This is a genomic window from Lautropia mirabilis (assembly GCF_900637555.1).
GTDB lineage: Bacteria > Pseudomonadota > Gammaproteobacteria > Burkholderiales > Burkholderiaceae_E > Lautropia > Lautropia mirabilis.
This window is the reverse complement of sequence record NZ_LR134378.1, coordinates 2,802,994-2,827,663: the sequence shown is the minus strand read 5'-3', so window position 1 is coordinate 2,827,663 and position 24,670 is coordinate 2,802,994. Positions and strand designations below refer to the sequence as shown.

Genomic DNA, 24,670 nt, shown 5'->3' with positions numbered 1-24,670 from the left:
AGCATGACTCGGCCGCATGGCTGATGCGCCGGCCCCCGCCCGCGCGCTAGGCTCTCTCCCTTTGGCGTGCCTTATCCGCTCGGACGGCACGGCAGACGGGGAGTTCGCCATGCAGACCATCTTCCGGGCAGGGGCTCCCCTGTCGCTACCCACGAGCCGTCTTGCCTGGCTCGTTGCCGTCCTCCGGACGTTTCTGTTGCCGTTTCTGCTGTTTCCGTGGCTGCTGGCAGGCGGTGCTTCTGCATGGGCGGCGGACCTGTCCACGGATGGAGCGCCAGCCCCCGTGGTGGTGGCCGCTAACGTTCCGGATGCCGTCCAAACGGGCATTCCTGGCCACGTGGAGGTTCTCGCTCAAGGCAACACTTCCGACTTGGAGGGTCTCCCCGACACATCCCCCGCTGTCGACACGGCCATCGACGCCAACCGTGCCACGGCCGAGCAGCTGCAGGCCCTGCGCGGCATCGGGCCAGCCATGGCGACGCGCATCATCGCCGAGCGCGAACGTCAGCCCTTTGCCAGTCTTGACGACCTGGCTCGCCGGGTACGCGGCGTGGGCGCGCGTCGCCTTCGGCAGTGGCAGGAAGCGGGTCTTCTCGTGTCGCCCCGGCAGCCTGGAGGCGTGCAGGATCGGGCCGTGCACGAGCGTCGGGGTCATGCCCGGAGCGTCGGTGTACGGGTGGCTGATACTCAAGGAACCGAGGTCAGTGGCGCCAATGCCCAAAGTACCCATGTCATGGGTGCCAATGCCCTTGGTGCCAGGGGCCAGGGCACCCAGGCTCCGGGTGCCCCTGTTCCGATGGGCACCACAACTGCTCGTCCCGGCCGCATATCGATCCCTCCGCCGCGCCATGCGGGGGCTACAGATCACCCCATCGAGGTCATCCGGGGCAACCCGCGTCTGCCCTCCAGAGCCACTACGGCGCGCCCGGGGCGCGCGACCAGGGGGCGGTCCGGGGCAGGGCGTTCCGCAGCGGGGCGATCCTCGGCAGAGAGGTATGCGGCCGGGCGCGAAGCAGCAGAGCGATCCTCAGTAGCGCAACGCCCAGGGGATGCCACTCAGGCCCTATCCCGCAGTGCCTCGGCCACGGGGGCGCACACGGCTTCCCGCGCCCGAGGCCCTCGTGCGGATGATCCCTCCTGCCGCACGCAGCGCCGGATCCATCAGCGCAGCCGCAGCGGGAAGGGTGCCCAGGTCCGGCGCAGCAAGGCTCCGTCGCTATTCGAGGACCGTCCGCTCTTCGATTGCCACTCGATATTCGATGAGCGTTCCAGGCTGCTGCCACGGGGGTGATTCGGTGTCTCATTATTAATGGCCCCCTTTGGCGGGCCATAATGTCGTCATGACCCGTGGTTCCCGAGGGGGCCGGCGTTTTCCCTAGGGATCCTCTGAACAAGTCCCTGCGGCCGTCGCATCCCCGTAACGGGCGCATGACTGCGTTGTCATTTGCTGTCAATAGCACTGCTATTGACAGCAAATATCGCCTTGTCCTGCATCCCGTTCCGTGGCGCGCCGGTTCGCGCGACTTATCCAGAGGATCCCTGGAATCCGGCGTTTTCCCTAATGCCGTCCCGGGCATTTTTTCCGACAGCGCCGCTATACTCTGATCACGCTTTCCCTTTGAACCCCCGCTGTCGTTCATCGACACAGGACCTTTCCATTACCCCCCATGAGCACAAGAACCGAATCGAACATTTCCGAATCCGGCCTCGACGAAGGGCTGGTCCTGGTCCTGAACTGTGGCTCGTCCAGCATCAAGTTCGCCCTGTACGATGCCGCTGAACATCCGCTGCCCAAGCGCCCGATGTGGAGCGGCAAGGCGGTGGACATTGGCGGCCCCAATGTCACCTACGAGGACTCCGATACCCCCTGTGGCCCGCTGCGTACCGAAGATGACGGCCGCCGCCCCTATGTCGCCGCGATCGACTACATCCGTGCGCGGGTCCGCAAGCGCGTGGGCCAGCGCCGGCTCATCGGTGTGGCACACCGCGTCGTGCATGGCGGCCCCAAGTATTCGCATCCGGTGCGCATGGATGCCGAGGTGCTGGCAGACCTGAAGAGCTACATCCCGCTGGCCCCGCTGCATCAGCCCTACGCGCTGGAAGCCATTGCTGCACTGATGGATGGCGTGCCCGACCTGCCGCAGGTGGCCTGTTTCGACACCTCCTTCCACTACACCATGCCCAAGGTGGAGAAGCAGCTGGGGCTGCCGCATGAGGTCTGGGACAAGGGCCTGCGCCGCTATGGTTTCCATGGCCTGTCGTACGAGTACATGGCGCTGTCACTGCCCGAGCTCTATGGCGACATCTCCAAGGGCAAGGTCATCGTGGCCCACCTGGGCAGCGGCGCGAGCCTCTGCGCCATGGAGGACCTGAAGAGCCAGTCCACCACCATGGGCTTCTCGGTGCTCGACGGCCTGATGATGGGCACCCGTCCCGGCACCCTCGATCCCGGCGCCATCCTCTTCCTGATGGAATCGGAAAAGCTCAGCCTGAAGGACATGACCCGCATGCTGTATCACAAGTCGGGCCTGCTGGGCGTCTCCGGCCTGTCGCCCGAGCCCCGGGTGCTGCTGGCCCGCGAGAACGAGGAAGGCGAGGTCGGCGAGCGCATCCGTGACGCCATGCGCCTCTACGTGCGTCGGGTCATCCGCCAGATCGGTTCGCTCATTGCCATGATGAATGGTATCGACATGCTGGTATTCACCGCAGGTGTAGGTGAGAACAGTGCCGAGATCCGCCGTCGCATCCTGGAAGGGATGACCTACTTCGGCATCAAGGTGGATCAGGAAGCCAACAAGGCCAATGCTCCGGTCATCTCCACGCCTGACAGTGCCGTCAAGGTCGTGATCCAGCCCACCAACGAGGAATGGATCGCCGCGCGTCACGCCGTGCAACTCCTGCTGGGCAAGGAACAGTAGTGATCGACACCCCCGCATCGGGCGGGCATCCCTGGTTGCACCGGCTGGGCCTGTACGTCCGGCTGGTGCGCCTGCACAAGCCCATCGGTATCCTGCTGCTGGTCTGGCCCACGCTGTGGGCGCTGTTCGTGGCCAGCCATGGCTGGCCGCCAGCTTATCCCCTGTTCGCTTTCTGTCTGGGCACCGTGCTGATGCGTTCGGCCGGCTGCGCCATCAACGACTTCGCCGACCGCGACTTCGACGGCGAGGTGGCTCGCACCGTCGACCGGCCGCTGGCCCGCAAGGCCATTGCGCCGTGGGAGGCCGTGGCCGTCTTCGTGGTGCTCAGCCTGCTGGCTCTGCCCCTGGTCTTTCCCTTCGGGCCGCTGGTCTGGGGGTTGGCCGTAGTGGCAGCCGTGCTGGCCGGCAGCTACCCGTTCTTCAAGCGCTTCTTCGCCATCCCGCAGGCCTATCTGGGCATTGCCTTCGGATTCGGCATCCCGATGGGCTTTGCCGCACTGACCGATACCGTCCCGCTGTCGGCCTGGATCATGCTGCTGGCCAACATCTTCTGGACAGTGGCCTATGACACCGAATACGCGATGGTCGACCGCGACGACGACCTGAAGATCGGCATCCGCACCTCGGCCATCACCTTTGGCCGCCACGACGTGCTGGCGGTCATGAGCTGCTACGCCATCAGCCTGCTGCTGCTGGTCTGGGCCTTTGCCCGCGAGGGGCTGTCATCCTGGTACTGGGTCGGCATCGTGCTGGCGGCCGGCGTGGCCATCTACCACTACTTCCTCATCCGTCACCGCACCCGCGAAGGGTGCTTTGCCGCTTTCAACCACAACAACTGGTTTGGCGCCGCTGTCTTCCTGGGCGTGCTGCTGGGGGTCTTCTTCAAGTAGCCACACGCCGGCCGTCCGCCAGTTTGCCGCTCTGTCTGTCCCCCGTCGGAGCCAATGGCGGGAGGATAAGGCCATCGGCGTTGGCGTCGACGGGCGGACCAAGCAGCATCGGCTGGCAGACCAACCTCCTCACCACAGCCGCCGGAGGGTGCGCCACAGCAGCGATAGTCCCCAGCTCCACAGCTCGTCCATGAAGGGCGGGCTTCCGGGCAAGCTGCTCTCACGCCAGCGCTCCATCTGTTCTCGCTGGCGGTGCTTTTCCTGCAGATAGCCGGCCTGGTGCCGGGCCAGCGTCAGACTGGCGCGGGCCTCGGCAGGCAGGGCTTTCTCGCCCTGCGTGCCAACCTGGGCGGCCTGGGCCTGCTGCTCGCTGCGTTCCTGGTAGCGCTGCATGGCCTGCGTCACCGCGTCCGGATCCAGCAGCGAGAAGGCCGAGCGGCAGTAGGGGCACGCGTGGTGCTGACGCAGATCCACCGGGGCGCCGCAGCTGCTGCAATGGATGACCCGCAGCGTGCGGGCCAGTGCCTGAACCTCGGCCGGCGCCAGCGGGCGCACGAAGCCTTTTTCCACCATGAAGGCCGGGAAGGTGCTGAAATGCCCGTGCTGGCGGGGGCAGCGATGAACCGTATAGGCGCCGCTGATGGTGCGGTCGGTGCCGCGCACCAGCGCCTGCCGGCAGCGCGGGCAGGCCATGCGTTCCTTCAACGGAAGCTGCGGATCATCACGGTGGGCGTGCAGGGTGCGAAAGAGCGTCAGCACGCCGTCGGGTGACAGCAGCAGGTTCTCGCGCCGGTCGAACCAGATGCCATGACAGGCAAAGCACAGGTCCAGCACGATCTCGGTGTCATGCTGGCCGCCCAGCCGCAGCGTCCGCATCGGGGCGCGGCAGGAGGGGCAGGAAAGGGCTGACGGGGTCTCGGGCTGGGCTGCTTGCATGGCGGATGGGGATGCGCGGCGCCGGAAAGAGCCGGCCGGTCGTCAGGCGCACCCGTCTTTCGGGAGTTCCGGTCCCGCATGGTGTACCCGGCCCCCTATCCGCGGTGCAGCCGTCCGATGCATGGACGGCCGGCACCGTTGGGCTGCACCCGGCTCAGAACTGATAGTTCGCCGTCATCAGCACCGTGCACCGCCCCTCAACCGTTCTCCGCCGGCGGCCGCATCACCTGCCGGATGTTCAGTCCCATGGCCATCAGCAGCCCGAAGTAGAGCAGGGCGCCGCCGGCCACCATGCCCAGCACCATGGCAATGCGCAGCCAGGGCGTGGCCTGCAGCGCAGCCCAGTCGAAGGACTCGGCACCCCAGCCCAGCAGGGCCGACATCACGGCCAGCGCCAGCGCCACTTTCAGCATGAAGGGCCGCCAGCCCGGACGGGGCGTGTAGCTGCCGCGCTTCTTCAGGCCGCGCAGCAGCCAGCCGGCGTTCAGCCAGGCGCCCAGCGAGATGGACAGCGCCAGCCCGGCATGGGCCAGCCACGGCACCAGTGCCAGGTTCATCAGCTGCGTGCAGATCAGCACCGTCACGGCGATCTTCACCGGCGTGCGCACGTCCTGCTTGGCAAAGAAGCCCGGCGCCAGGATGCGCACGGCCGTCAGCGCAAACAGCCCGGCCCCGTAGGCACGCACGGTGTGCGAGGTCATCAGCAGGTCATGCTCGCTGAAGGCGCCATAGTGAAAGAGCAGCGCCGTCAGCGGCTTGGCCATCAGCGCCAGACCCACCATGGCCGGCGTGGCCAGCAGTAGTGCCAGCCGCAGCCCCCAGTCCAGCAGGTCGCTGTAGCGCTGCGTGTTGCCCGACGCATTGGCCTGCGAGAGGCTGGGCAGCAGCAGCGTGCCCATGGCGATGCCCAGCAGCGAGGTGGGGAACTCCATCAGCCGGTCGCCGTAGCTGACCCACGACACGCTGCCCGGCGCCAGCCACGAGGCAATCTGCGTGTTGATGATGAGGCTGAACTGCGCCACCGACACGGCCAGCAGTGTGGGGGCCATGTTCTTCATCACCCGTTGCACGGCCGGATCTTTCAGCGCGTGCCAGAACGACAGCCGGATGCGCGGCAGCATGCCGATGCGAACCAGCGACGGCACCTGCCACAGCAGCTGCAGCACGCCGCCGATCATCACGCCGGCCGCCAGGGCCAGCACCGGCGGATCGAAGTACGGGCTGAGAAAGAGCGCCGCCAGAATGATGGAGATGTTCAGCAGCACGGGGGCGAACGCCGGCACCGCAAAGCGCTTCCACAGGTTCAGCACCGCAGCGGCCAGCGCCACCAGCGAGATCAGCAGGATGTACGGGAACATCCAGCGCGTCATCAGCACGGCGATGGAGAAGGTCTGCGGATCCTGCCGCAGGCCGCTGGCCACCATCCACACCAGCCACGGTGCAGCCAGCACGCCCACGGCCACCACGGCCGTCAGCACCCAGAACAGCATCGTCGCCACCGCATCCAGCACCCGGCGTGTTTCCTCGGGCGAATGCTGCTGGCTCTGCGCCAGCACCGGCACGAAGGCCTGCGTGAAAGCCCCTTCGGCAAACAGCCGCCGCAGCATGTTGGGCAGGCGGAAGGCCACGAAGAAGGCGTCCGTCAGCGCCCCCGCGCCGTAGACCGAGGCCACCAGCGTCTCCCGGACCAGACCAAGAATGCGGGAAACGAGGGTCAGGCCACTGATGGTGGCGGCAGCGCGGAGGAGGTTCACGATGGAAAGCGGGGTGAAGGTAATGGGAAGGGATGCCTGGGGCGCTCATGGAGGCCCGGACGCATCATGTCCTGTCGCAGACTTGAAGGCACCGAAGATCGGACGCTATAATGATAAGCTTAGTTTTCGGGCAGTGTTGCCCGATCGTGAACATACGCAACCGGGCGGCCCGCAGTCGTTCCCGTTGTCTACCAGAGCCCTCGGGCTCCTAGAGGAAACCGCTCCATGGCAAACATCGCGTCGGCGCGCAAACGTGCTCGCCAGGCAGTCCAACTGAACGCCCACAACAGCAGCCTGCGTTCGCGCCTGCGTACCGCCATCAAGAAGGTGCGCAAGGCCGTTGCCGCTGGCGACAAGGAAGCCGCCGCGGCCCAGTTCCGGGCTTCGATGAGCGTCATCGACTCCATCGCCGACAAGAAGATCATCCACAAGAACGCCGCTGCCCGCCACAAGAGCCGGCTGTCGGCTGCCATCAAGGCCATGGCCTGATGGTGCCTTGTCGGCCGGCTTCGCCCGGCCGATGATCCGCACACCCGGTTGAGTGCAGCGGGGTCTGTTCCCTCTGCACCCGTACTTGGAAAGCCGATTCCCGTAGCGCGCGGGTGTCGGCTTTTTGTCTTTTCGCTCTGTCGAGTTTCTCAGGCGTGCTGCAGTAACCCCAGCGCCTGCAGCCCGTTGCGCAGCGAATCCGTCCCGGTGAAGTGGATGCCCCGAAAGCCCAGTGCCCGGGCAGCCTCCACGTTGCGCAACGAGTCATCGATGAACACCGTGCGCTCCGGCATCAGCCCATGGCGTTGCACCAGCAGCCCGAAGATCTCGGCCTCCGGCTTGATCACCTTCTCCTCGCCGGACACGATGATGTCCTCGAACCACTGCAGGAAGGCAAAGCGTTCGCGCGCCACCGGGAAGGTCTCGGCCGACCAGTTGGTCAGTGCCAGCAGCCGCACTGGCTCGCTGCGCAGCTGCTCCAGCAGCGCCACCGATTCGGGCAGCTCGCCATTCAGTGTCTCGGGCCAGCGCAGGTGGTAGGCGGCAATCTCGTCGGCATACTGCGGAAACTGCGCCTGCAGCAGCTTCACCGCCTCGGCCCAGGGGCGGCCCCTGTCCTGCTCCTGGTTCCATTCCGCCGTACAGACCCGGGCCAGGAAGTCTTCCACCTCGGCCTCGGTGCTGAAGATCTTGCGGTACAGGTAGCGCGGGTTCCAGTCCACCAGCACTCCGCCCAGGTCGAAGACCACCGCGTCGACCGTGGGCGCAGTGTCGGTCGCCGTCGTGCTGCCGGATGGAACCGTCGTGTATTCAGACATCGTGAGCCCTCCTGTGCGTGGATCGTCTCCTATTCTTTCACAGGCTCTTCAAGGGTGTCTGAAACCCCCAGGAATTCCCGAATCACCGGCAGCACCCAGTCCACCCGCTCTTCGTGGGCCGAATGTTCCGTGAACGGCAGGTGCAGCAGCTTCGCGTGCGGCACCCGGTCCAGCAGGGCCTGGGTGTGGGGGCGACTGACGAAGGGATCCTCCTCGCCGTGGATGATCAGCGTCCGGGCCTGGATGTTACGGATGCGTTCGCCCGGATAGGCATCCTCGCCGTCGCTCAGCCACATGGCCAGCACGGCCCGGGCAAAGGTATCGAAGTCCGGTTCGGGGTTCAGTGCCTCGTAGGTGCCCACGCCATAGGTCTGGCGGGTTCCCGGGAAGAGCTTCCGCCAGAAGTCGGGTGTGGCCTGCGCCAGCTCGTCGCGGGCCGGATCGTCGGGCGGCAGTTCCCACTGGGCCCCGATGGGGATGATGTGCGTGACCGGATTGGCCGGATCGGACGCCAGCCGCAGCGCCACGATGCCGCCATCGCTGTGGCCGATGACGCCATAGCGCGTCAGTCCCAGATGCCGCACGACGGCCTTCACGTCCTCTTCCAGGCGGCGGTAGGACAGCGGCCGCGGGCCCAGCGTGGAGCGGCCGTGCCCACGGCTGTCGATGCCGATGAGGCGGTGCGTGGCGGCCAGCCCCGGCGTGAGCAGGTTCCAGGTCTCGATCTGGTCGAAGCCGCCCGGCAGGAACAGCAGCGCCGGCCCGTCCGGGTTGCCCTGTTCCTCCACATAGATGCGTGCGCCGTCGATGTCCAGTTGCTGGCCATCCCGATGATTGAAGGTGTGCATGTCCGGGCTCCGGAGGGAATGAGCGATCAGACCATGATAGCCACGCCCGCTGCCAGTTTCCGTCAGCAGGCCGACGCCGAGCGCATCCCTAAGGTAGCTCCTGGGCTGGAAGCCTGTCTGGAAGGCTGAGCGAGGCCTGCGCCCGACGCTCCCGCTGCGTGCCGATGCCCAGCGCCACGATGAACTGCAGGGCCAGCAGCAGCACGATGGTGGGGGCCGGCGCACTGTCCAGGAAGAAGGCCAGGTAGACGCCCACCAGCGAGGTCACGACCGTCAGCAGCACCGCCACTACCAGCATGCGGCCAAAGGTGCGGGTGAGCAGCCGGGCGATGGCCCCCGGAGCAATCAGCAGCGAGATGGTCAGCACGATGCCCACCGACTTCAGCGCTCCCACCACGGCCAGCGACACCGCCGCCAGCAGCGCATAGTGCAGCAGGCGTACCGGTAGCCCCGCCGTGCGCGCCTGGACCGGGTCGAAGCTCTGCAGCATCAGGTCGCGCCATTTCAGGCTGATCCAGCCGGCCACCACCAGGGCAATGCTGCCGCTTTCCAGCAGATCCTGCGGGCTGGTGCCCAGCACGTCGCCAAACAGGATGTGCTCCAGATGCACTTCGCTGCGCGCCCAGACATACAGCAGCAACCCCAGGGCGAACATGCTGGAGAACACCACGCCCATCACCGTGTCCTGCTTGATGCGGCTGTGCTCGTTCACGTAGCCCGTGAGCAGCGCGCAGCCCATGCCGGCCACGAAGGCCCCCACCGCCAGCGGGATGCCGATCATGTAGGCGATCACCACGCCCGGGAAGACGGCATGCGAAATGGCGTCACCCATCAGCGCCCAGCCCTTCAGCACCAGAAAGCACGACAGCAGCGCACAGGGCACGGCTACCACCGCTGCCATCAGCAGTGCGTCCCGCATGAAGTCGAATTGCAGGGGAAGCAGCAGGGTGTCGAGGTCCATGGTGGAAAAGGGAATCGGAAAGGGGCAGGAAGTGGCGGGTGGATGAGGAAAACGGGAAGGGCGACAGCGGGCCGCTGGATGCGGCCCCGGTGTCAGCCGCTCACGGCCTGACGCCGCCGACGCCGGGCGGCCAGCAGGCCATGGGTGGGGGCGAACAGGAAGGCCAGCGCGAAGAGGGCTGCCTGCACCAGCACCACCACGGCCCCGGTGGCGCCATCAAGGAAGTAGCTGGCATAGACGCCGATGAAGCTGCTGACGGCGCCAATGACGGTGGCCATGATGATGACGTGGCCGAAGCGGTCCGACAGCAGGTAGGCGGTGGCCCCAGGCGTGACGATCAGCGCAATGACCAGGAAGGCCCCCACCGTCTGCATGGCGGCCACGGTACAGGCGGCCAGCAGCGCGAAGAAGATCAGCTTCATCGGCCCCGGATGCAGGCCCACACTGCGTGCATGGGCCTCGTCGAAGAAGATGACCAGCAGATCCTTCCACTTCAGCAGCAGCACCGCCAGCGTGACGGCGCCGATGATGACCAGCTGCAGCATGTCGCCTGGCGTGACGGCCAGGATGTTGCCCAGCACGATGGTCTGGATGTTGACGCTCGTGGGCGAGACCGACACCATGAAGAGCCCCAGCCCGAAGAAGGTGCTGAAGATCAGACCGATGATCACATCGGGCTTCAGACGGGTGTGGCGGTTGAGAAAGCCGATGGCGCCGGCGGCCATCAGCCCGGCAAAGAACGCGCCGGCCGAGAAGGGCAGTCCCAGCATGTAGGCACCGGCCACCCCGGGCACGATCGAATGCGATAGCGCGTCACCGATCAGCGACCATCCCTTCAGCATCAGGAAGCACGACAGGAAGGCGCAGACGGCGCCCACCAGCGTCGCCACCCACATGGCGTTGGTCATGTAGGCATAGCCGAAGGGTTCCAGCAGCAGCGCCCAGCTCATGCGGGATCTCTCCTGCCGGACGACGGTACGGCCGTGATGCTGTCCGGGTTGCCGCGCACGGCGGAACGCCCGCCCACCAGCACCAGTGGGCGCTCGTCATCGGTCATGATGCCCACGGGCAGGGGGCCGCCCGCGTCATCGTGCGAATGCGGCAGGTCGAAGTGGCGCAGCACGCCGCCAAAGGCCAGCTCCAGATTGGGGCGGGTAAAGACCTGCTCGGTGGGGCCGTAGGTGAGCACCGTGTTCTTCACCAGCACCGTGCGGTCGCAGAACTCGGGCACGCTGCCCAGGTTGTGGGTGGAGACGAGAATCACGCAGCCTTCGTCGCGCAGCGCCTTCAGCAGCTCGATGATGGCGTCCTCGGTCTTCACGTCCACCCCGGTGAAGGGTTCGTCCAGCAGGATCACCTTCGCCTGCTGGGCCAGCGCACGGGCCAGGAACACGCGCTTCTTCTGGCCGCCCGACAGCTCACCGATCTGGCGATGGCGCAGCTCGTCCATCTGCACGCGCTGCAGCGCCTGGTCGACCGCCTCGCGGTCGGCCGGGCGCGGGCGGCGGAAGAAGCCCATGTGGCCATAGCGGCCCATCATCACCACGTCCTGCACCAGCACCGGGAAGTCCCAGTCCACCTCCTCGTTCTGCGGTACGTAGGCCACCAGGTTCCGGCCGATGGCGGCCGAAACCGACTGGCCCAGCACCTGGATGGTGCCGGCCGCCGGTTTCAGGAAACCCATGATGGCCTTGAAGAGCGTGGACTTGCCGCTGCCGTTGACGCCTACCAGGGCAGTGATGCTGCCCAGGGGCGTGCAGAAGCCGGCGTCCCTCAGCGCCGTATGGCCGTTGTTGTAGGTGATGGTGACCCCGCGCACGTCCAGTCCGGCACGGCACGCGGGGTCGTCATCGGCCGTTGCTGGCCGCAGGCGGGAGGGATCGGAAGCGTCCTTGTTCAATGAGACAGGCCTTTGGCAAGGGTTTCGGAAGTGACGCGCAGCAGGTCCAGATAGGTGGGCACCGGACCGTCCGGTTCGCTCAGCGAATCCACGTAGAGGACACCCCCGTAGTGTGCCCCGGTTTCGCGGGCCACCTGCTGGGCGGGCGCGGCCGACACGGTGCTTTCGCTGAAGACGGCCGGAATGTGATGCTTGCGCACCTCATCGATGACATGGCGCACCTGCTGCGGCGTGCCCTGCTGGTCGGCGTTGATCGGCCACAGATACAGCTCGCGCAGCCCGAAGTCGCGCGCCAGGTAGCTGAAGGCGCCCTCGCTGCTCACCAGCCAGCGCTTCTGCGCCGGCAGGGCCTCGACCTGCTGGCGGATGGGGTCGATGGTGGCCCGGATCTGCTGCTTGTAGCGTTCGGCGTTGGTGCGGTACGTGTCCGCATGGGCCGGGTCATGCTGGATGAGGGCGTCGCGGATGTTGTCCACGTAGATGATGCCGTTTTCCGGCGACATCCAGGCATGCGGGTTGGGCTTGCCGGAATAGGGGCCCTCGGTGATCGACATGGGCTTGATGCCCTCGGTCACGACCACACCCGGCACCTTCTTCAGCCGATGGAAGAAGCGCTCGAACCAGCGCTCCAGGTTCAGCCCGTTCCACAGCACCAGCTGCGCACCCTGGGCCCGCACCAGGTCTCCCGGCGTGGGCTGGTAGTCGTGGATCTCGGCGCCAGGCTTGGTGATCGACTGCACGTCGGCGGCATCACCGGCCACGTTGCGCGCCATGTCGGCGATGATGGTGAAGGTGGTGACGACCTTGAATTTCGGGGCCGACGAGGCGGCATCGGCGGCGTGTGCCGGCTGGCTGCCCAGCATCAGGCCCGCAGTGGCCATGCTGGCCAGGGCCAGCGACAGGGCGCCCAGCAGGGTGCGGCGCGACGTTCCGCGCGATGCGGAGCGGGTGCATGCAATGGCAGGGGAAGTGGCGCGGTGGTTCGCACCTGCGAATGTGTCTCTGTTCATATTGTGCAATCAAGGTATTGATCTTGATATTCTACATCTATCAAAAGAGATGCGCCACCCGATCCGCGAAGGGCGGGATGGCGCCCCGTAAAACGAGAGTGAGAATATATATCACTATTATTTGTCGAGTAAAGCCGTCGGGATAGATCCTGTCAGGCAGCTGGAAGAAGGCAGGTGCCCATCCGGAAAGCAGGGCAGGCCGGGAAGGGCGAGGGCAGACAGAAGCAGGAGGGGATCAGAAGGGGCTGGAGGTGGGGGGCCCGCCGGGCATCCACGGTGCTACGCCAGCGACGGCCGCGGAGGAAGGAAGATCAGCTGGCGGCGGGGGACAGTGTCCGGCCACACGTCGGGCCACGGGCCTGCGTGGTCCTGCCGAAGACTCAGTGAATCAGGCCCAGCAGCACGGCCTGCACCACGGCCGCGGTCTTGTTGGGCACGTTCAGCTTCTGGACGGTGTTCTTGATGTGGAAGTCCACCGTGTTCTTCGAGAGCGTGAGGATGTCCGCAATGTCCTGGGAGGACTTGCCGTCGGCCGTCCACTTCAGCACCTCGATCTCGCGGCTGGTCAGATGACGCACGCGGGCGGCATTCTGGCTGCGGATGATCCGCGACAGCAGCGTGTGCGTCATCTGGGCCAGCCACTGCATGCGGTCGTACTTCTCGTTCAGCTCGTGGGCAGACAGGGCAGGGAGCGTGCGTGACAGCGACGTCATGCCCATCCCGCCGGGACCGTCCTGCACGGACTGGCTCCAGCCATGGCACAGGCCATGCTCGTGCGAATCTCGCCACAGTGCGGGCACTTCGGAAAACAGCTCGTCGGTCCACATGATCGGCCGCTGCGAGCGTGCGCCGCACTGAAGACGCGGATCCTGCTCCAGATAACCCGCTTCCAGATACCGGGCCCGCCAGGCCTTCGGGTAATTGTCGATCAGCGTGATGCGCGGCTTGCTGGCCGGCAATGATGCCTGGTAACAATAGGCCACGTGATCGAACGCCAGTGCATGCGCAGCTTTCTCGATCGTGCTGAATACCGTGCGCATGTCTGTCGATTCGTCGGCGTGATGACGAATCAGCTCCTCCTGCCACTTGTCCATGTCTGTGTGTCTGTCGTTCTGTGCCCACCGAAAGCCCGGACCTTCCCGTCCGGAGAGCGCTCCGTGGCCAGCTTCCACAGCCCCTGCGGGGCGGGAGACACGAAACACCGGAGCTTTATGCTGTTAAAAATGGGAGGAAAAGAAAACTACCAAAATTCGGCCTGACCATTGGCATGATTCATGGGTGCGTGTTCCGCACGGAACCATGCGTGCATGGGCATGCGTCGTGCAGGGCAGGACTGGGGCCCAGTGGGGCACGACACGCCGTCGGCCGCGCTACTGGAAAAGCCCCAGCAGCACGGCACGAACCACCGCGGCGGTCTTGTTGGGAACATCCAGCTTGTTGATGGAATTCCGGATATGGAAATCCACCGTGTTCTTGGACAGCAGCAGTATCTCGGCAATGTCCTGCGCCGATTTGCCGTCGGCCGTCCAGCGCAGCACCTCCAGCTCGCGTTCCGTCAGCGACGGTGCATTGCTGGCGATCCGGGCGCGAATGAGCTTTGAAAATGCCTTGTGGGCTAGCAGCGCCAGCCACTGCATGTGCTGCAGGCGGGTCTGAAGGTCCTGTTCGGTAATGGGCGTGCTGCGACACAGCGACAGCATGCCGATGCCGCCGGGTTCATGCAGCGTCGATTGCGACCAGCCATGCTGGATGCCGCGTGCCTGCAGGTCGGCCCACAGTTCCGGCACCTCGGAAAATAGCGTCTCGTTCCAGATGAACGGCTCGGAAGATTGCCGCGCCCGGATGATGCGCGGATCCACGGCCGGATAACCCGCATCCATATAATGCGTCTGCCAGTCGCCCGGGTAATCGTTCAGCCAAGTGAACTTGGGGCGGCTGAGGGGCAGGGGGGCCTGAAAACCATACGAGACATGCTGAAAGCCCAGGGCACGGCTGGCGCGCTGAATGCACTCGAACACCTCACGCTCGCTGGCGCTGTCGCCCGAAACGGCGCCGATCAGGTCATCCTGCCAGCGGTCCATGGCGGGGTCCGGCCGCCAGTGGTTTCTGGGATCGGTCGGAGAAGCCGGGGATACTGTCGAGGGCTGACCGGGCCATGGATGTCCGGGACCCTTCTTCGAGGACGCATCTTCGTGCACGATCAGAATCTCATGGGTTTTCAATCATTCCAGTATATCGATCGCGTGCCGCGACTGTCGGATGATTTTCCATGAGTCCTGAACTTGGTGTAACAAAGCGTTTTTGAAGTGTATTTTTGCGGGTCGGGTGATCCTGCTTCCGTCCGCACCGTGCTTGCCGGATCCTGTGCCGGAACGTTTTCCGGCCTGGAGTCAGACGCAGGAACGCCATCGATCCCCGTCCTTCACCGCAAAGCCTTTTACGTCCTGACCGCCGGCCTGCGAGGAACTGTGTCACTCGGGATGGCCGTCTGTCGCCCCCCGCTGCAAGTTCGCCAGCCCGATGTCGGGGCAGGGCGCCTTTCCCCCTAGTATGGCCGCTGGAAAGCCACGGGTTTGCCGTGGACACAATGCAGGCCAGGGATCGGCCGGCAGGGGCGCACCATGCGGGTCGCGCACCCTGCGGGGGCTGCCGCGCCATCCTGGCCCTTCGGGATTCTGGGCATGGACATCACAGAGCTGTTGGCGTTTTCGGTCAAGAACAAGGCGTCGGACCTGCACCTGTCGGCGGGGCTGCCGCCGATGATCCGGGTGCATGGCGACGTGCGGCGGATCAACCTGCCGGCGATGGATCATGAAGAGGTGCACAACCTCATCTACGACATCATGAACGACTCGCAGCGCAAGGAATACGAAGAGCGCCTGGAGTGCGACTTCTCGTTCTCGATTCCCGGCCTGGCACGTTTCCGTGTGAACGCCTTCGTGCAGGAGCGGGGCGCCGGCGCGGTGATGCGTACGATTCCGTCCAAGATCCTCACGCTGGAGCAGCTCAACTGCCCCAAATCCTTCACCGACATCGCCATGCAGCCGCGCGGCATCGTGCTGGTGACCGGTCCGACCGGCTCCGGTAAGTCGACCACGCTGGCGGCGATGATCAACCACATCAACGAGAACGTCTACGGTCACATCCTCACCGTCGAGGACCCGATCGAATTCGTGCACGAGTCCAAGCGCTGCCTGATCAACCAGCGCGAAGTGGGGCCGCACACCCAGTCGTTCAACAACGCGCTCAAGAGCGCGCTGCGTGAAGACCCGGACATCATCCTGGTGGGTGAGCTTCGTGACCTGGAAACCATCCGCCTGGCGCTGACGGCGGCCGAGACCGGCCACCTGGTGTTCGGCACGCTGCACACCTCGTCCGCAGCCAAGACCATCGACCGTATCGTGGACGTGTTCCCGGCAGCCGAGAAGGACATGGTGCGCGCCATGCTGTCCGAATCGCTGAAGGCCGTCATCTCGCAGACGCTGCTGAAGACCAAGGACGGCAACGGCCGTGTGGCGGCGCACGAGATCATGATCGGCACGCCCGCCATCCGGAACCTGATCCGCGAGGCGAAGGTGTCGCAGATGAACGCTGCCATCCAGACCGGCGGTTCGCAGGGCATGCAGACGCTGGATCAGTGTCTGACCGACCTGGTCCGCAAGAACGTCATCTCGATGGCCGAGGCACGCGCCGCGGCTGCCGTGAAAGAGAACTTCCCGCTGTAAGCCTGATGCCGGCATGACGATCCGTTTGCGCATGCCGGCCGTTTCCGAGACATTGACATGAGCTCTGCCGCCCAACCCGCCGCCGCACGTCCCGCCGCTGGTGCCCAGAAGACTGCCCTGATGGAACGTGAGCAGGCGTCGGCCTTCCTGTACGACCTGCTGCGGCTGATGATCGCCAAGGACGGTTCGGACCTGTTCCTGACCGTGGACTTCCCGCCGGCCTTCAAGATCAGCGGCAAGATGGTGCCGGTCTCGGACAAGCCGCTGACCACCCAGCACACCATCGAGCTGGCGCGGGCGCTGATGAACGACCGCCAGGCGGCCGAGTTCGAGGCCAACAAGGAACTGAACTTCGCCATCAGCCCGGGCGGCATCGGCCGCTTCCGGGTCAATGCCTTCACGCAGATGGGGCGCACGGGCCTGGTGCTGCGGGTGATCAAGAGCGAGATTCCCGATCTGGCCACCCTGAACCTGCCGCCGGTGATGAGCGAGCTGTCGATGACGCAGCGCGGCCTGATCCTGATGGTGGGCGCCACCGGCTCGGGCAAGTCCACCACGCTGGCCGCGATGATCGGCCACCGCAACGAGCACAGCCACGGCCACATCATCACCATCGAGGACCCGGTGGAATTCGTGCACGTGCACAAGAACTGCATCGTCACACACCGCGAGGTGGGTGTCGACACGCTGGACTGGCACGTCGCACTGAAGAACACGCTGCGTCAGGCGCCCGACGTGATCATGCTGGGCGAGATCCGTGACCGCGAGACGATGGAACATGCGGTGGCCTTTGCCGAGACCGGCCACCTGTGCATGGGCACGCTGCACGCCAACAGCGCCAACCAGGCACTGGACCGCATCATCAACTTCTTCCCCGACGAGCGCCGCCAGCAGCTGCTGATGGATCTGTCGCTGAACCTGAAGGCGGTGATCTCGCAGCGCCTGGTGCCGGCCGAAGGGCGCAAGGGGCGCGTGGCTGCGGTGGAGATCATGATCAACTCGCCGCTGATCTCGGACCTGATCTTCAAGGGCAGCGTCAGCGAGATCAAGGAGATCATGAAGAAGTCGCGCGAGCTGGGCATGCAGACCTTCGACCAGCACCTCTTCGACCTGTTCGAGGCCGGGCAGATCAGCTACGAGAACGCACTGCGCAACGCCGACTCGGTCAACGACCTGCGCCTGAACATCAAGCTCAACAGCAAGCGCCGGAGCGAGGATCCCACCGCGGCCAGCAGCAAGCTGGGCATCGTCTGAGCCCGGGCGGCGCCGCGGCATTGGCAGCGAAACCACGGCGCCGCACGTTCTTCGGGCATGCCCTCGGCAGGGCGGGGGGAACCGTGTAAAGTGGTGTGAAACCCATCAGGAGGCACTCATGGCTTTCACGCGCCTGTCGATCTCCCTGCTGCTGTCCGGCCTGATCCTGTCTGCGGGCATGCCCGCACAGGCCGCGCCCGAGACCGTCATGGTCTCGGAAGTCACCGCCATGGCCCTGGAGGGCAAATGGCCGGCCGACTGGTCCTACCAGGGCGAGAATGGCCCGGCCCACTGGGGCGAGCTGCATCCGTCCTACAGCAAGTGCGCCCGGGGGTGGGTCCAGTCACCGGTGGATCTGGGCAAGGCCACCACGCGCTCGCGCCGCAGCACCGTGCGCGTGGCCTTTCACCCCATCCGCTACGAGATCTTCAACGACGGGCGGGGCATCCGCGCCGTGCCGCTCGAGACCCAGCATCCGATCCGGATCGACCGGCATGACTACACGCTGAAGCACATCGTCTTCCGTGCCCCCAGCGAGCATACCTTCAAGGGGCGGCACTACCCGCTGGAAGCGCAGCTGGTGTACGAAGCCGACGACGGCGCCCTGGCCGTGCTGGCCACGGTGTTCACGCCAGGGCATTCAAATCCGTCGCTGGCGGCGCTCACGCGCCAGCCCCTGGCCGAAGGGCAACGGCGCGTGCTGGACAAGCCCCTGGGCACTCGGGTGCTGCTGCCGCGCCGGCTGCCGCACCTGCGGCTGAATGGCTCGCTCACCACGCCCCCCTGCACCGAGGGGGTCAACTGGGTCGTCTTCACCCAGCCCGTGCAGGCCACCCGGGCGCAGATCGACGCGATGACCCGCCTGATCGGCCAGCCCAACAACCGCCCGGTGCAGCCTGCCCATCGGCGCCTGATGGTCGAAGAGATGCGCTGAGTCGGCGGCTGCCGCCCTGCGCTGTCTGTGCTGCTTCCGTCTTCCCTTGAGCCACGCGCCGGCAACGGCCGTGGTCGCTGGTGCCCTGGTTTCCGGGCAGGGCACATGGTTCGCACCGGGGCGGAACCTCGTCTGTCAGGGCTGTAACTGCCCGGGTCGCGAACAACGCGACGAAACATTCGTAAACATTAGTTGTATCGTGTAAAGTGCTGATTGCCCGAACGGAATCTGCCCGGAACCGAATGGCATGAATCCGGCGGCAAATGATTCACATCCCCAATTTGAGGAAGGCAATCATGCACGTCAAGCAACTGTTGGTACCCCTGCTGCTGTCGGGACTGTTCCTGTCTTCTGCCGCCATGGCAGAGACGGCTCAGCCCGCGGCGGATGCGGCTGGAGCATCACCGGGACAGGTTCCGGCCGCATCGTCCGATTCGAAACCGGCTGACAAGCCGGCGCACTGGTCCTACGGGGGCAGCGAAGGCCCGGCCTACTGGGGCGAGCTGAGCGCCGACTATTCCCAATGTTCGATCGGGCGCAACCAGTCGCCCGTGGACCTGAATCAGGATGACGCCATCCGGTCGAACAAGGACGCGGTGCAGGTCGACTATCAGCCCATGGGCTATGAGCTGGTCAACAACGGCCACACCCTCCAGGCAACGCCAGCGGGCAGCCAGCCGCCCCTGCAGATCGGCAGCCGCACGTTCACGCTGAAGCAGTTCCATTTCCACGATCCCAGCGAGCACACCTTCAAGGGACGGCATTTCCCGCTGGAGCTGCACCTGGTGCATGGCGCTGAAGATGGAGCGCTGGCCGTGCTGGCCGTGGTCTTCCAGGAAGGGGAAGAGAACCCGGCACTGGCGCCGCTGGTCGCCGAGTCGCTGTCCAAGGGCCAGACCCGCAAGCTGGCCGAGCCGCTGGACATCCGTCCCTTGCTGCCGAAGAAGCTGTCGTACTTCCGGCTCAACGGATCGCTCACCACGCCCCCATGCAGCGAAGGCGTGACCTGGGTGGTGTTCTCCAGTCCGGTCAAGGCCAGCAAGGCCCAGATCGAGGCCCTGGGACAGATCATGGGCGGCCCGAACAACCGGCCGGTGCAGCCGCTCAACGCCCGGATTCTGGTTGATGACGACCGCTGAAGCCGGGGGCTTCATGGGCCGGCCTTCGTGCCGGCCTTTTTTGAGGCCGTTCTGGGGTTTGGACGGCCTCGAAAGTCGGGTTTAGATAAAATGCTTCTGTTTTTCATCCGGGAGCAAACAGTCATGAATTCACGCGTTCTTCGGCCACGGGTCGTGGCGATTTCGGTAGCCTCCGTGCTGGCGCTGGCCGGTTGCGCCAGCAGCAGCGGCTATCAGATGGACGACCAGGCCGCACGTACCGGTGCCGGCCAGACCCAGGCCATGGCGTCGGGGGCTTCGGCTGGCGGCCAGACGGCGGCTGAATCGGCGCAGGGTGCTGTCGAGGACGGCTCAGCCCAGGCAGGCGTGGCGGTGGCCAGCGCCGGGGCACTGACCGGTGTTGCGGGTGCTTCGGCGAGCGCAGGGCGCTTTCCGACGCTGAATGGACAGAAGCCTCTGGTGCTGGGGCACCGCGGTGCGGCGGGCTACCTGCCGGACCACACGCTGGCGGGCTATCAGCGGGCCATCGACAGCGGGGCCGACTTCATCGAGCCGGACCTGGTCTCCACCAAGGATGGCGTGCTGGTGGTACGGCATGAGCCCAACATCACGGCCACCACCAACGTGAAGGACCATCCCGAGTTTGCCAAGCGCAAGCGCAAGCGCACGGTCGATGGTGTCGAGGAAGAGGGCTGGTTCGTCAGCGACTTCACGCTGGCCGAGCTGCGCACGCTGCGTGCCGTGCAGCCCCTGGAAGAACGGGATCAGAGCCACAACGGCAAGTACAAGGTGCCCACCTTCGAGGAAGTGCTGAAGCTGGCCCGCGACCAGAGCCGTCGCACCGGGCGTACCATCAGCATCTATCCCGAGATCAAGCACAGCACCTACCATCGCTCGCTGGGCCTGCCCATCGAGGACAAGCTGCTGGCTGCGCTGGCCCGCTACGGTTACACCAAAAAGGATTCCCCGGTCATCATCCAGTCCTTCGAGGTGGGCAACCTGAAGGCGCTGCGTCCGCGCACCCAGGTGCGGCTCGTGCAGCTCATCGACGGCTCCGGCCAGAACCCGGATGGTTCGGTGGACCAGTCGCTGCCGCTGGGCCAGCCCTACGACTTCACCCTGGCCAAGGACAGCCGGACCTATCAGGACCTGCTCACGCCGAAGGGCCTGGCCGAGATCCGCACCTATGCCGACGGCATCGGTCCGTGGAAGGCCTACATCATTCCGTCGCGGCTCACGATCGGGCCTGATGGCAAGCCGGTGGACCTGAACCGTGACGGGCTGATCGACGAACGCGACCGTGTGGCGCTGCCGGCCACCCGGGTGGTGAAGGATGCCCACGCGGCCGGTCTCTTCGTGCATCCGTACACCTTCCGCAGCGAGCCGCGCCGGCTGCTGTCCGATTATCAGGGTGATCCGAAGGCCGAATATCGGCGCTTCTATCAGCTGGGGGTCGATGGCCTGTTCAGCGACTTCCCGGACGTGGCGCGTCAGGCGCGTGATGAGTGATCCTTTCCCGGGGGCATCCGGCCTGGCATGGATGTGATCCCGGCAGGAAGGGGCGGCGCTCGGGGGGGAGGCCGCCAGATGGCATGACGGCTCCTTGGTGGGCCGTTTCCGACGAACGGGCCCTGATGGGTCCGTTTGCATTTTCCGGGGTGATGGGTGTCGTTTTTCGGGGTGATGAGTGCTCAATATCCCACGTCATGAAACCAATAAATAATTTATGCAATTGCATAAGTGCTATGCTGTTCATATAACAAGAATTCAAAGATCGGTTCAAAGAAAACACGGAAACAGGAGTTCGATATGTTGGCCCCCAAAAATGCACACCCCGAAGCCTGGGCCGATTTCAAGGCCGGTCCTTGGGAAGAGACGATCGACGTTCGTGATTTCATCCAGCGCAACTACACCCCCTATACCGGGGATGGCAGTTTCCTGGCGCCTGCGACCGAGGCCACCACACAGCTATGGGCTGAGGTGATGGAGGGCATCAAGGTCGAGAACAAGACCCACGCCCCCTACAAGATCGACGCCCAGACGGTCTCCGGCATCACCAGCCACGCGCCCGGCTACATCGACAAGTCGCTGGAAAAGGTGGTGGGGCTGCAGACCGACGAACCGCTCAAGCGCGCCATCATGCCCTTTGGCGGCCTGAAGATGGTGCAGGACTCCTGCCGCATCTATGAGACCCCGCTGTCCGAGACGGTGGTCGAGACCTTCACCAAGTACCGCAAGACCCACAACCAGGGCGTCTTCGACGTGTACACGCCCGACATCCGTCGCTGCCGCAAGTCCGGCGTGCTGACCGGTCTGCCCGACGCCTATGGCCGGGGCCGCATCATTGGCGACTATCGTCGCGTGGCACTCTACGGCATCGACCGCCTGATGGAAGACAAGGTCGAGCAGTTCAACTCGCTGCAGGCCGATCTGGAAGCTGGCCGCAACCTGGAAGAGACCATCCGCCGCCGCGAGGAAATCAACGAGCAGCACAAGGCGCTGGGCCAGATGAAGGAAATGGCCGCCAGCTACGGCTTCGACATCTCCGGCCCGGCCCGCAATGCCCGCGAGGCCGTGCAGTGGACCTATTTCGCCTACCTGGCTGCCGTGAAGTCGCAGAACGGCGCGGCCATGTCGTTCGGCCGGGTGGCCACCTTCCTGGACATCTACATCGAGCGTGACCTGCACAACGGCACGCTGACCGAAGTGGAAGCGCAGGAACTCATCGACCACCTGGTCATGAAACTGCGGATGGTGCGCTTCCTGCGCACGCCGGAATACGACCAGCTCTTCTCGGGCGACCCGATCTGGGCCACCGAATCGATCGGCGGCATGGGTCTGGACGGCCGCACGCTGGTCACGAAGAACTGCTTCCGCTTCCTGCACACGCTCTACAACATGGGTCCGTCGCCGGAGCCCAACATCACGGTGCTGTGGTCCGAGCAGCTGCCCGAGGCGTTCAAGCACTTCTGCGCCAAGGTCTCCATCGACACCTCGTCCATCCAGTACGAGAACGACGACCTGATGCGCCCGGACTTCAACAGCGACGACTATGCCATCGCCTGCTGCGTCAGCCCGATGGTCATCGGCAAGCAGATGCAGTTCTTCGGTGCCCGCGCCAACCTGGCCAAGACGCTGCTGTACGCCATCAACGGCGGCGTGGACGAGACCAGCGGCATGCAGGTCGGCCCCAAGGTCGAGCCGATCGCCGACGAGGTGCTGGACTACGACACCGTCATGGCACGGATGGACAGCTTCATGGACTGGCTGGCCACCCAGTACGTCACGGCGCTCAACATCATCCACTACATGCACGACAAGTACTCGTACGAGGCTGCGCTGATGGCGCTGCATGATCGTGACGTGAAGCGGACGATGGCCTGCGGCGTGGCGGGCCTGTCGGTGGCGGCGGATTCGCTGTCGGCCATCAAGTACGCCAAGGTCCGTCCCATCCGCAACGAGCAGGGCATTGCCGTCGACTTCCAGATTGAGGGCGAATACCCGCAGTTCGGCAACAACGACGACCGTGTCGACGACATCGCCTGTGACCTGGTGCGCCGCTTCATGACCAAGGTGGCCTCGCATCCGATGTACCGCGACGCCATGCCCACCCAGTCGGTGCTCACCATCACCTCCAACGTGGTCTACGGCAAGAAGACCGGCAACACGCCGGATGGTCGCCGCGCCGGTGCACCGTTCGGTCCGGGTGCCAACCCGATGCACGGCCGTGATGTCTGCGGCGCGGTGGCCTCGCTGTGCTCGGTGGCCAAGCTGCCCTTTGCCTTCGCCAAGGACGGCATCTCCTACACCTTCTCCATCGTGCCCGGCGCGCTGGGCAAGGATGAGGGCTCGCGTGAGCGCAACCTGTCGGGCATGATGGATGGCTACTTCCATCACGAGGACGGCGTGGAGGGCGGTCAGCACCTGAACGTCAACGTGCTCAACCGCGAGACGCTGCTGGACGCCATGGAGCATCCCGAGAAATATCCGCAGCTCACCATCCGCGTCTCGGGCTATGCGGTGCGCTTCAACTCGCTGACCCGCGAGCAGCAGCAGGACGTGGTCACGCGCACCTTCACGGCCTCGATGTGAGGACCGCGTGACGATACCGGCCGACGTGCCTTCGGGCACGGCCGCCCCCTCCGGGCGGGCGGCGCCCCCGCCTGTGGTGCCCCTGGTGCCGCAGGCGGATCTCGAAGCGGCTGCCCACGCGCCGAAGCATCCGCATCTTCACCGGGGCTACCACGGAACCGGACTCGTCCATTCCATCGAGTCCTGCGGTACCGTCGATGGCCCCGGGCTTCGCTATGTCCTGTTCCTGCAGGGCTGCCTGATGCGCTGCCTGTACTGTCACAACCGCGACACCTGGGACCTGCAGAGCGACAAGGCCCGCGAGATGACGGTGCCCGAGGTGATGAAGCAGGTGATGTCTTACCGTCATTACCTGAAGGCCACGGGAGGCGGCGTGACGGCCACCGGGGGTGAGCCGCTGCTGCAGTACGAGTTCGTGCGGGACTGGTTCGTGGCCTGTCACCAGAACGGCATCCATACCTGTCTGGACACCAACGGCTACGCGCTGCACTACGACGAAGTGCTGGAGACGCTGCTGGACCACACCGACCTGGTGATGCTCGATCTCAAGCAGATCGATCCGGACATCCACCGCGTGCTGGTGGGCATTCCCAACACGCGCACGCTGGCCTTTGCCCAGCACCTGGCCAGGCGCAAGCAGAAGACACGCGTGCGCTATGTGGTCGTGCCGGGCTATACCGACGACGATCGTTCAGCCCATCTGCTGGGCCGCTTCATCGCCCCCATGGACAACGTGGATACGGTGGAGATCCTGCCCTACCACGAGCTGGGCGCCCACAAGTGGGCCCTGTGCGGCGACGACTACAAGCTCAAGGGCGTGCATCCCCCGCCCAAGGAAACCGTGCAGCGCGTCCGCAGCATCCTGGAAGGCTACGGCAAGGCCGTGATTGTCTAGGGATCCTCCGAACAAGTCCCCGCGGCCGTCGCATCCCCGTAACGGGCGCATGACTGCGTTGCCATTTGCTGTCAATAGCGCCGCTATTGACAGCAAATGTCGCCTTGTCCTGCATCCCGTTCCGTGGC

General features: G+C 65.2%; 21 protein-coding genes. 11 read left to right on the top strand and 10 right to left on the bottom strand.

Annotated elements, in window-relative coordinates; all coding sequences use genetic code 11:
* Positions 1-16: 16 nt before the first annotated feature.
* From EL249_RS13870 to ubiA, 3 genes are all read left to right on the top strand, one after another.
* Positions 17-1,291 (top strand): DUF655 domain-containing protein, encoded by a 1,275-nt coding sequence (locus EL249_RS13870; protein ID WP_083799433.1) that lies wholly within the window; start codon positions 17-19, stop codon positions 1,289-1,291.
* Between the two features lie 376 nt (positions 1,292-1,667).
* Positions 1,668-2,918 carry an acetate/propionate family kinase gene (locus EL249_RS11590; RefSeq protein WP_005672147.1) on the top strand — a complete coding sequence of 417 codons (1,251 nt, stop codon included), beginning with the start codon at positions 1,668-1,670 and terminating at the stop codon, positions 2,916-2,918.
* Positions 2,918-3,808 (top strand): 4-hydroxybenzoate octaprenyltransferase, encoded by an 891-nt coding sequence (gene ubiA / locus EL249_RS11585; RefSeq protein ID WP_005672149.1) that lies wholly within the window; start codon positions 2,918-2,920, stop codon positions 3,806-3,808. Before EL249_RS11590 ends, ubiA begins: the two co-directional genes overlap by 1 nt.
* A gap of 129 nt (positions 3,809-3,937) precedes the next feature.
* Here the strand turns inward: ubiA and EL249_RS11580 are convergent, their stop codons facing one another.
* Both EL249_RS11580 and murJ read right to left on the bottom strand, forming a co-directional pair.
* Positions 3,938-4,744 carry a TFIIB-type zinc ribbon-containing protein gene (locus EL249_RS11580; protein ID WP_040529603.1) on the bottom strand — a complete coding sequence of 269 codons (807 nt, stop codon included), beginning with the start codon at positions 4,742-4,744 and terminating at the stop codon, positions 3,938-3,940.
* 197 nt (positions 4,745-4,941) lie between these two features.
* Positions 4,942-6,498, bottom strand: coding sequence for a murein biosynthesis integral membrane protein MurJ (gene murJ / locus EL249_RS11575; protein WP_005672153.1), 1,557 nt, complete (start codon positions 6,496-6,498; stop codon positions 4,942-4,944).
* A 225-nt stretch (positions 6,499-6,723) separates the two neighbouring features.
* Between murJ and rpsT the strand changes: the two genes are divergently transcribed.
* Positions 6,724-6,987 carry a 30S ribosomal protein S20 gene (gene rpsT, locus EL249_RS11570; protein WP_005672154.1) on the top strand — a complete coding sequence of 88 codons (264 nt, stop codon included), beginning with the start codon at positions 6,724-6,726 and terminating at the stop codon, positions 6,985-6,987.
* Between the two features lie 149 nt (positions 6,988-7,136).
* On the opposite strand, the gene EL249_RS11565 is transcribed toward rpsT, so the two are convergent.
* The 8 genes from EL249_RS11565 to EL249_RS11530 all read right to left on the bottom strand — a co-directional run bounded on the left by EL249_RS11565 (position 7,137) and on the right by EL249_RS11530 (position 14,605).
* The gene (locus EL249_RS11565; protein WP_005672156.1) at positions 7,137-7,805 is read right to left on the bottom strand and encodes an HAD family hydrolase; all 669 of its coding nucleotides are present in this window, start codon (positions 7,803-7,805) and stop codon (positions 7,137-7,139) included.
* Between the two features lie 29 nt (positions 7,806-7,834).
* Positions 7,835-8,653 (bottom strand): alpha/beta fold hydrolase, encoded by an 819-nt coding sequence (locus EL249_RS11560; protein ID WP_005672158.1) that lies wholly within the window; start codon positions 8,651-8,653, stop codon positions 7,835-7,837.
* Positions 8,654-8,741: 88 nt separating this feature from the next.
* Positions 8,742-9,614, bottom strand: coding sequence for a metal ABC transporter permease (locus tag EL249_RS11555; protein WP_005672160.1), 873 nt, complete (start codon positions 9,612-9,614; stop codon positions 8,742-8,744).
* A gap of 92 nt (positions 9,615-9,706) precedes the next feature.
* A complete protein-coding gene (locus EL249_RS11550; protein ID WP_005672163.1) occupies positions 9,707-10,564 on the bottom strand; it encodes a metal ABC transporter permease in 858 nt (285 codons plus the stop codon).
* Positions 10,561-11,514, bottom strand: a complete 954-nt coding sequence (locus EL249_RS11545; protein WP_005672165.1) for a manganese/iron ABC transporter ATP-binding protein — start codon at positions 11,512-11,514, stop codon at positions 10,561-10,563. The genes EL249_RS11550 and EL249_RS11545 overlap by 4 nt, the downstream gene beginning before the upstream one ends.
* The gene (locus tag EL249_RS11540; RefSeq protein ID WP_005672167.1) at positions 11,511-12,524 is read right to left on the bottom strand and encodes a metal ABC transporter substrate-binding protein; all 1,014 of its coding nucleotides are present in this window, start codon (positions 12,522-12,524) and stop codon (positions 11,511-11,513) included. Before EL249_RS11540 ends, EL249_RS11545 begins: the two co-directional genes overlap by 4 nt.
* A gap of 380 nt (positions 12,525-12,904) precedes the next feature.
* Positions 12,905-13,618 (bottom strand): autoinducer binding domain-containing protein, encoded by a 714-nt coding sequence (locus EL249_RS11535; protein WP_005672168.1) that lies wholly within the window; start codon positions 13,616-13,618, stop codon positions 12,905-12,907.
* A gap of 276 nt (positions 13,619-13,894) precedes the next feature.
* The gene (locus EL249_RS11530; RefSeq protein ID WP_005672170.1) at positions 13,895-14,605 is read right to left on the bottom strand and encodes an autoinducer binding domain-containing protein; all 711 of its coding nucleotides are present in this window, start codon (positions 14,603-14,605) and stop codon (positions 13,895-13,897) included.
* 600 nt (positions 14,606-15,205) lie between these two features.
* Between EL249_RS11530 and EL249_RS11525 the strand changes: the two genes are divergently transcribed.
* The 7 genes from EL249_RS11525 to pflA all read left to right on the top strand — a co-directional run bounded on the left by EL249_RS11525 (position 15,206) and on the right by pflA (position 24,542).
* Entirely contained in the window at positions 15,206-16,249 is a 1,044-nt protein-coding gene (locus EL249_RS11525) for a type IV pilus twitching motility protein PilT (protein WP_040529606.1), read from the top strand.
* Between the two features lie 120 nt (positions 16,250-16,369).
* Complete coding sequence (locus EL249_RS11520; RefSeq protein WP_040530489.1) at positions 16,370-17,503, top strand: PilT/PilU family type 4a pilus ATPase; 1,134 nt, start codon at positions 16,370-16,372, stop codon at positions 17,501-17,503.
* Between the two features lie 118 nt (positions 17,504-17,621).
* Positions 17,622-18,437, top strand: coding sequence for a carbonic anhydrase (locus EL249_RS11515; protein WP_005672178.1), 816 nt, complete (start codon positions 17,622-17,624; stop codon positions 18,435-18,437).
* Positions 18,438-18,733: 296 nt separating this feature from the next.
* Positions 18,734-19,576, top strand: coding sequence for a carbonic anhydrase (locus EL249_RS11510; RefSeq protein ID WP_040530491.1), 843 nt, complete (start codon positions 18,734-18,736; stop codon positions 19,574-19,576).
* A 123-nt stretch (positions 19,577-19,699) separates the two neighbouring features.
* Entirely contained in the window at positions 19,700-21,064 is a 1,365-nt protein-coding gene (locus EL249_RS11505; protein ID WP_232002019.1) for a glycerophosphodiester phosphodiesterase, read from the top strand.
* Between the two features lie 300 nt (positions 21,065-21,364).
* Positions 21,365-23,647, top strand: a complete 2,283-nt coding sequence (gene pflB / locus EL249_RS11500) for a formate C-acetyltransferase (protein WP_005672185.1) — start codon at positions 21,365-21,367, stop codon at positions 23,645-23,647.
* A gap of 7 nt (positions 23,648-23,654) precedes the next feature.
* A complete protein-coding gene (gene pflA, locus EL249_RS11495) occupies positions 23,655-24,542 on the top strand; it encodes a pyruvate formate lyase 1-activating protein (protein ID WP_211208432.1) in 888 nt (295 codons plus the stop codon).
* Positions 24,543-24,670 lie beyond the last annotated feature (128 nt).

What these genes read in the sequence shown, in the direction of transcription:
- EL249_RS11535 (WP_005672168.1), bottom strand. Translation starts at nt 13,618, where the DNA reads ATGGACAAGTGGCAGGAGGAGCTGATTCGTCATCACGCCGACGAATCG.
- EL249_RS13870 (WP_083799433.1), top strand. Translation starts at nt 17, where the DNA reads ATGGCTGATGCGCCGGCCCCCGCCCGCGCGCTAGGCTCTCTCCCTTTG.
- pflB (WP_005672185.1), top strand. Translation starts at nt 21,365, where the DNA reads ATGTTGGCCCCCAAAAATGCACACCCCGAAGCCTGGGCCGATTTCAAG.
- rpsT (WP_005672154.1), top strand. Translation starts at nt 6,724, where the DNA reads ATGGCAAACATCGCGTCGGCGCGCAAACGTGCTCGCCAGGCAGTCCAA.
- EL249_RS11530 (WP_005672170.1), bottom strand. Translation starts at nt 14,605, where the DNA reads ATGGACCGCTGGCAGGATGACCTGATCGGCGCCGTTTCGGGCGACAGC.
- EL249_RS11550 (WP_005672163.1), bottom strand. Translation starts at nt 10,564, where the DNA reads ATGAGCTGGGCGCTGCTGCTGGAACCCTTCGGCTATGCCTACATGACC.
- EL249_RS11590 (WP_005672147.1), top strand. Translation starts at nt 1,668, where the DNA reads ATGAGCACAAGAACCGAATCGAACATTTCCGAATCCGGCCTCGACGAA.
- EL249_RS11515 (WP_005672178.1), top strand. Translation starts at nt 17,622, where the DNA reads ATGGCTTTCACGCGCCTGTCGATCTCCCTGCTGCTGTCCGGCCTGATC.
- EL249_RS11510 (WP_040530491.1), top strand. Translation starts at nt 18,734, where the DNA reads ATGCACGTCAAGCAACTGTTGGTACCCCTGCTGCTGTCGGGACTGTTC.
- EL249_RS11565 (WP_005672156.1), bottom strand. Translation starts at nt 7,805, where the DNA reads ATGTCTGAATACACGACGGTTCCATCCGGCAGCACGACGGCGACCGAC.
- EL249_RS11540 (WP_005672167.1), bottom strand. Translation starts at nt 12,524, where the DNA reads ATGAACAGAGACACATTCGCAGGTGCGAACCACCGCGCCACTTCCCCT.
- EL249_RS11520 (WP_040530489.1), top strand. Translation starts at nt 16,370, where the DNA reads ATGGAACGTGAGCAGGCGTCGGCCTTCCTGTACGACCTGCTGCGGCTG.
- EL249_RS11555 (WP_005672160.1), bottom strand. Translation starts at nt 9,614, where the DNA reads ATGGACCTCGACACCCTGCTGCTTCCCCTGCAATTCGACTTCATGCGG.
- EL249_RS11505 (WP_232002019.1), top strand. Translation starts at nt 19,700, where the DNA reads ATGAATTCACGCGTTCTTCGGCCACGGGTCGTGGCGATTTCGGTAGCC.
- EL249_RS11580 (WP_040529603.1), bottom strand. Translation starts at nt 4,744, where the DNA reads ATGCAAGCAGCCCAGCCCGAGACCCCGTCAGCCCTTTCCTGCCCCTCC.
- EL249_RS11560 (WP_005672158.1), bottom strand. Translation starts at nt 8,653, where the DNA reads ATGCACACCTTCAATCATCGGGATGGCCAGCAACTGGACATCGACGGC.
- EL249_RS11525 (WP_040529606.1), top strand. Translation starts at nt 15,206, where the DNA reads ATGGACATCACAGAGCTGTTGGCGTTTTCGGTCAAGAACAAGGCGTCG.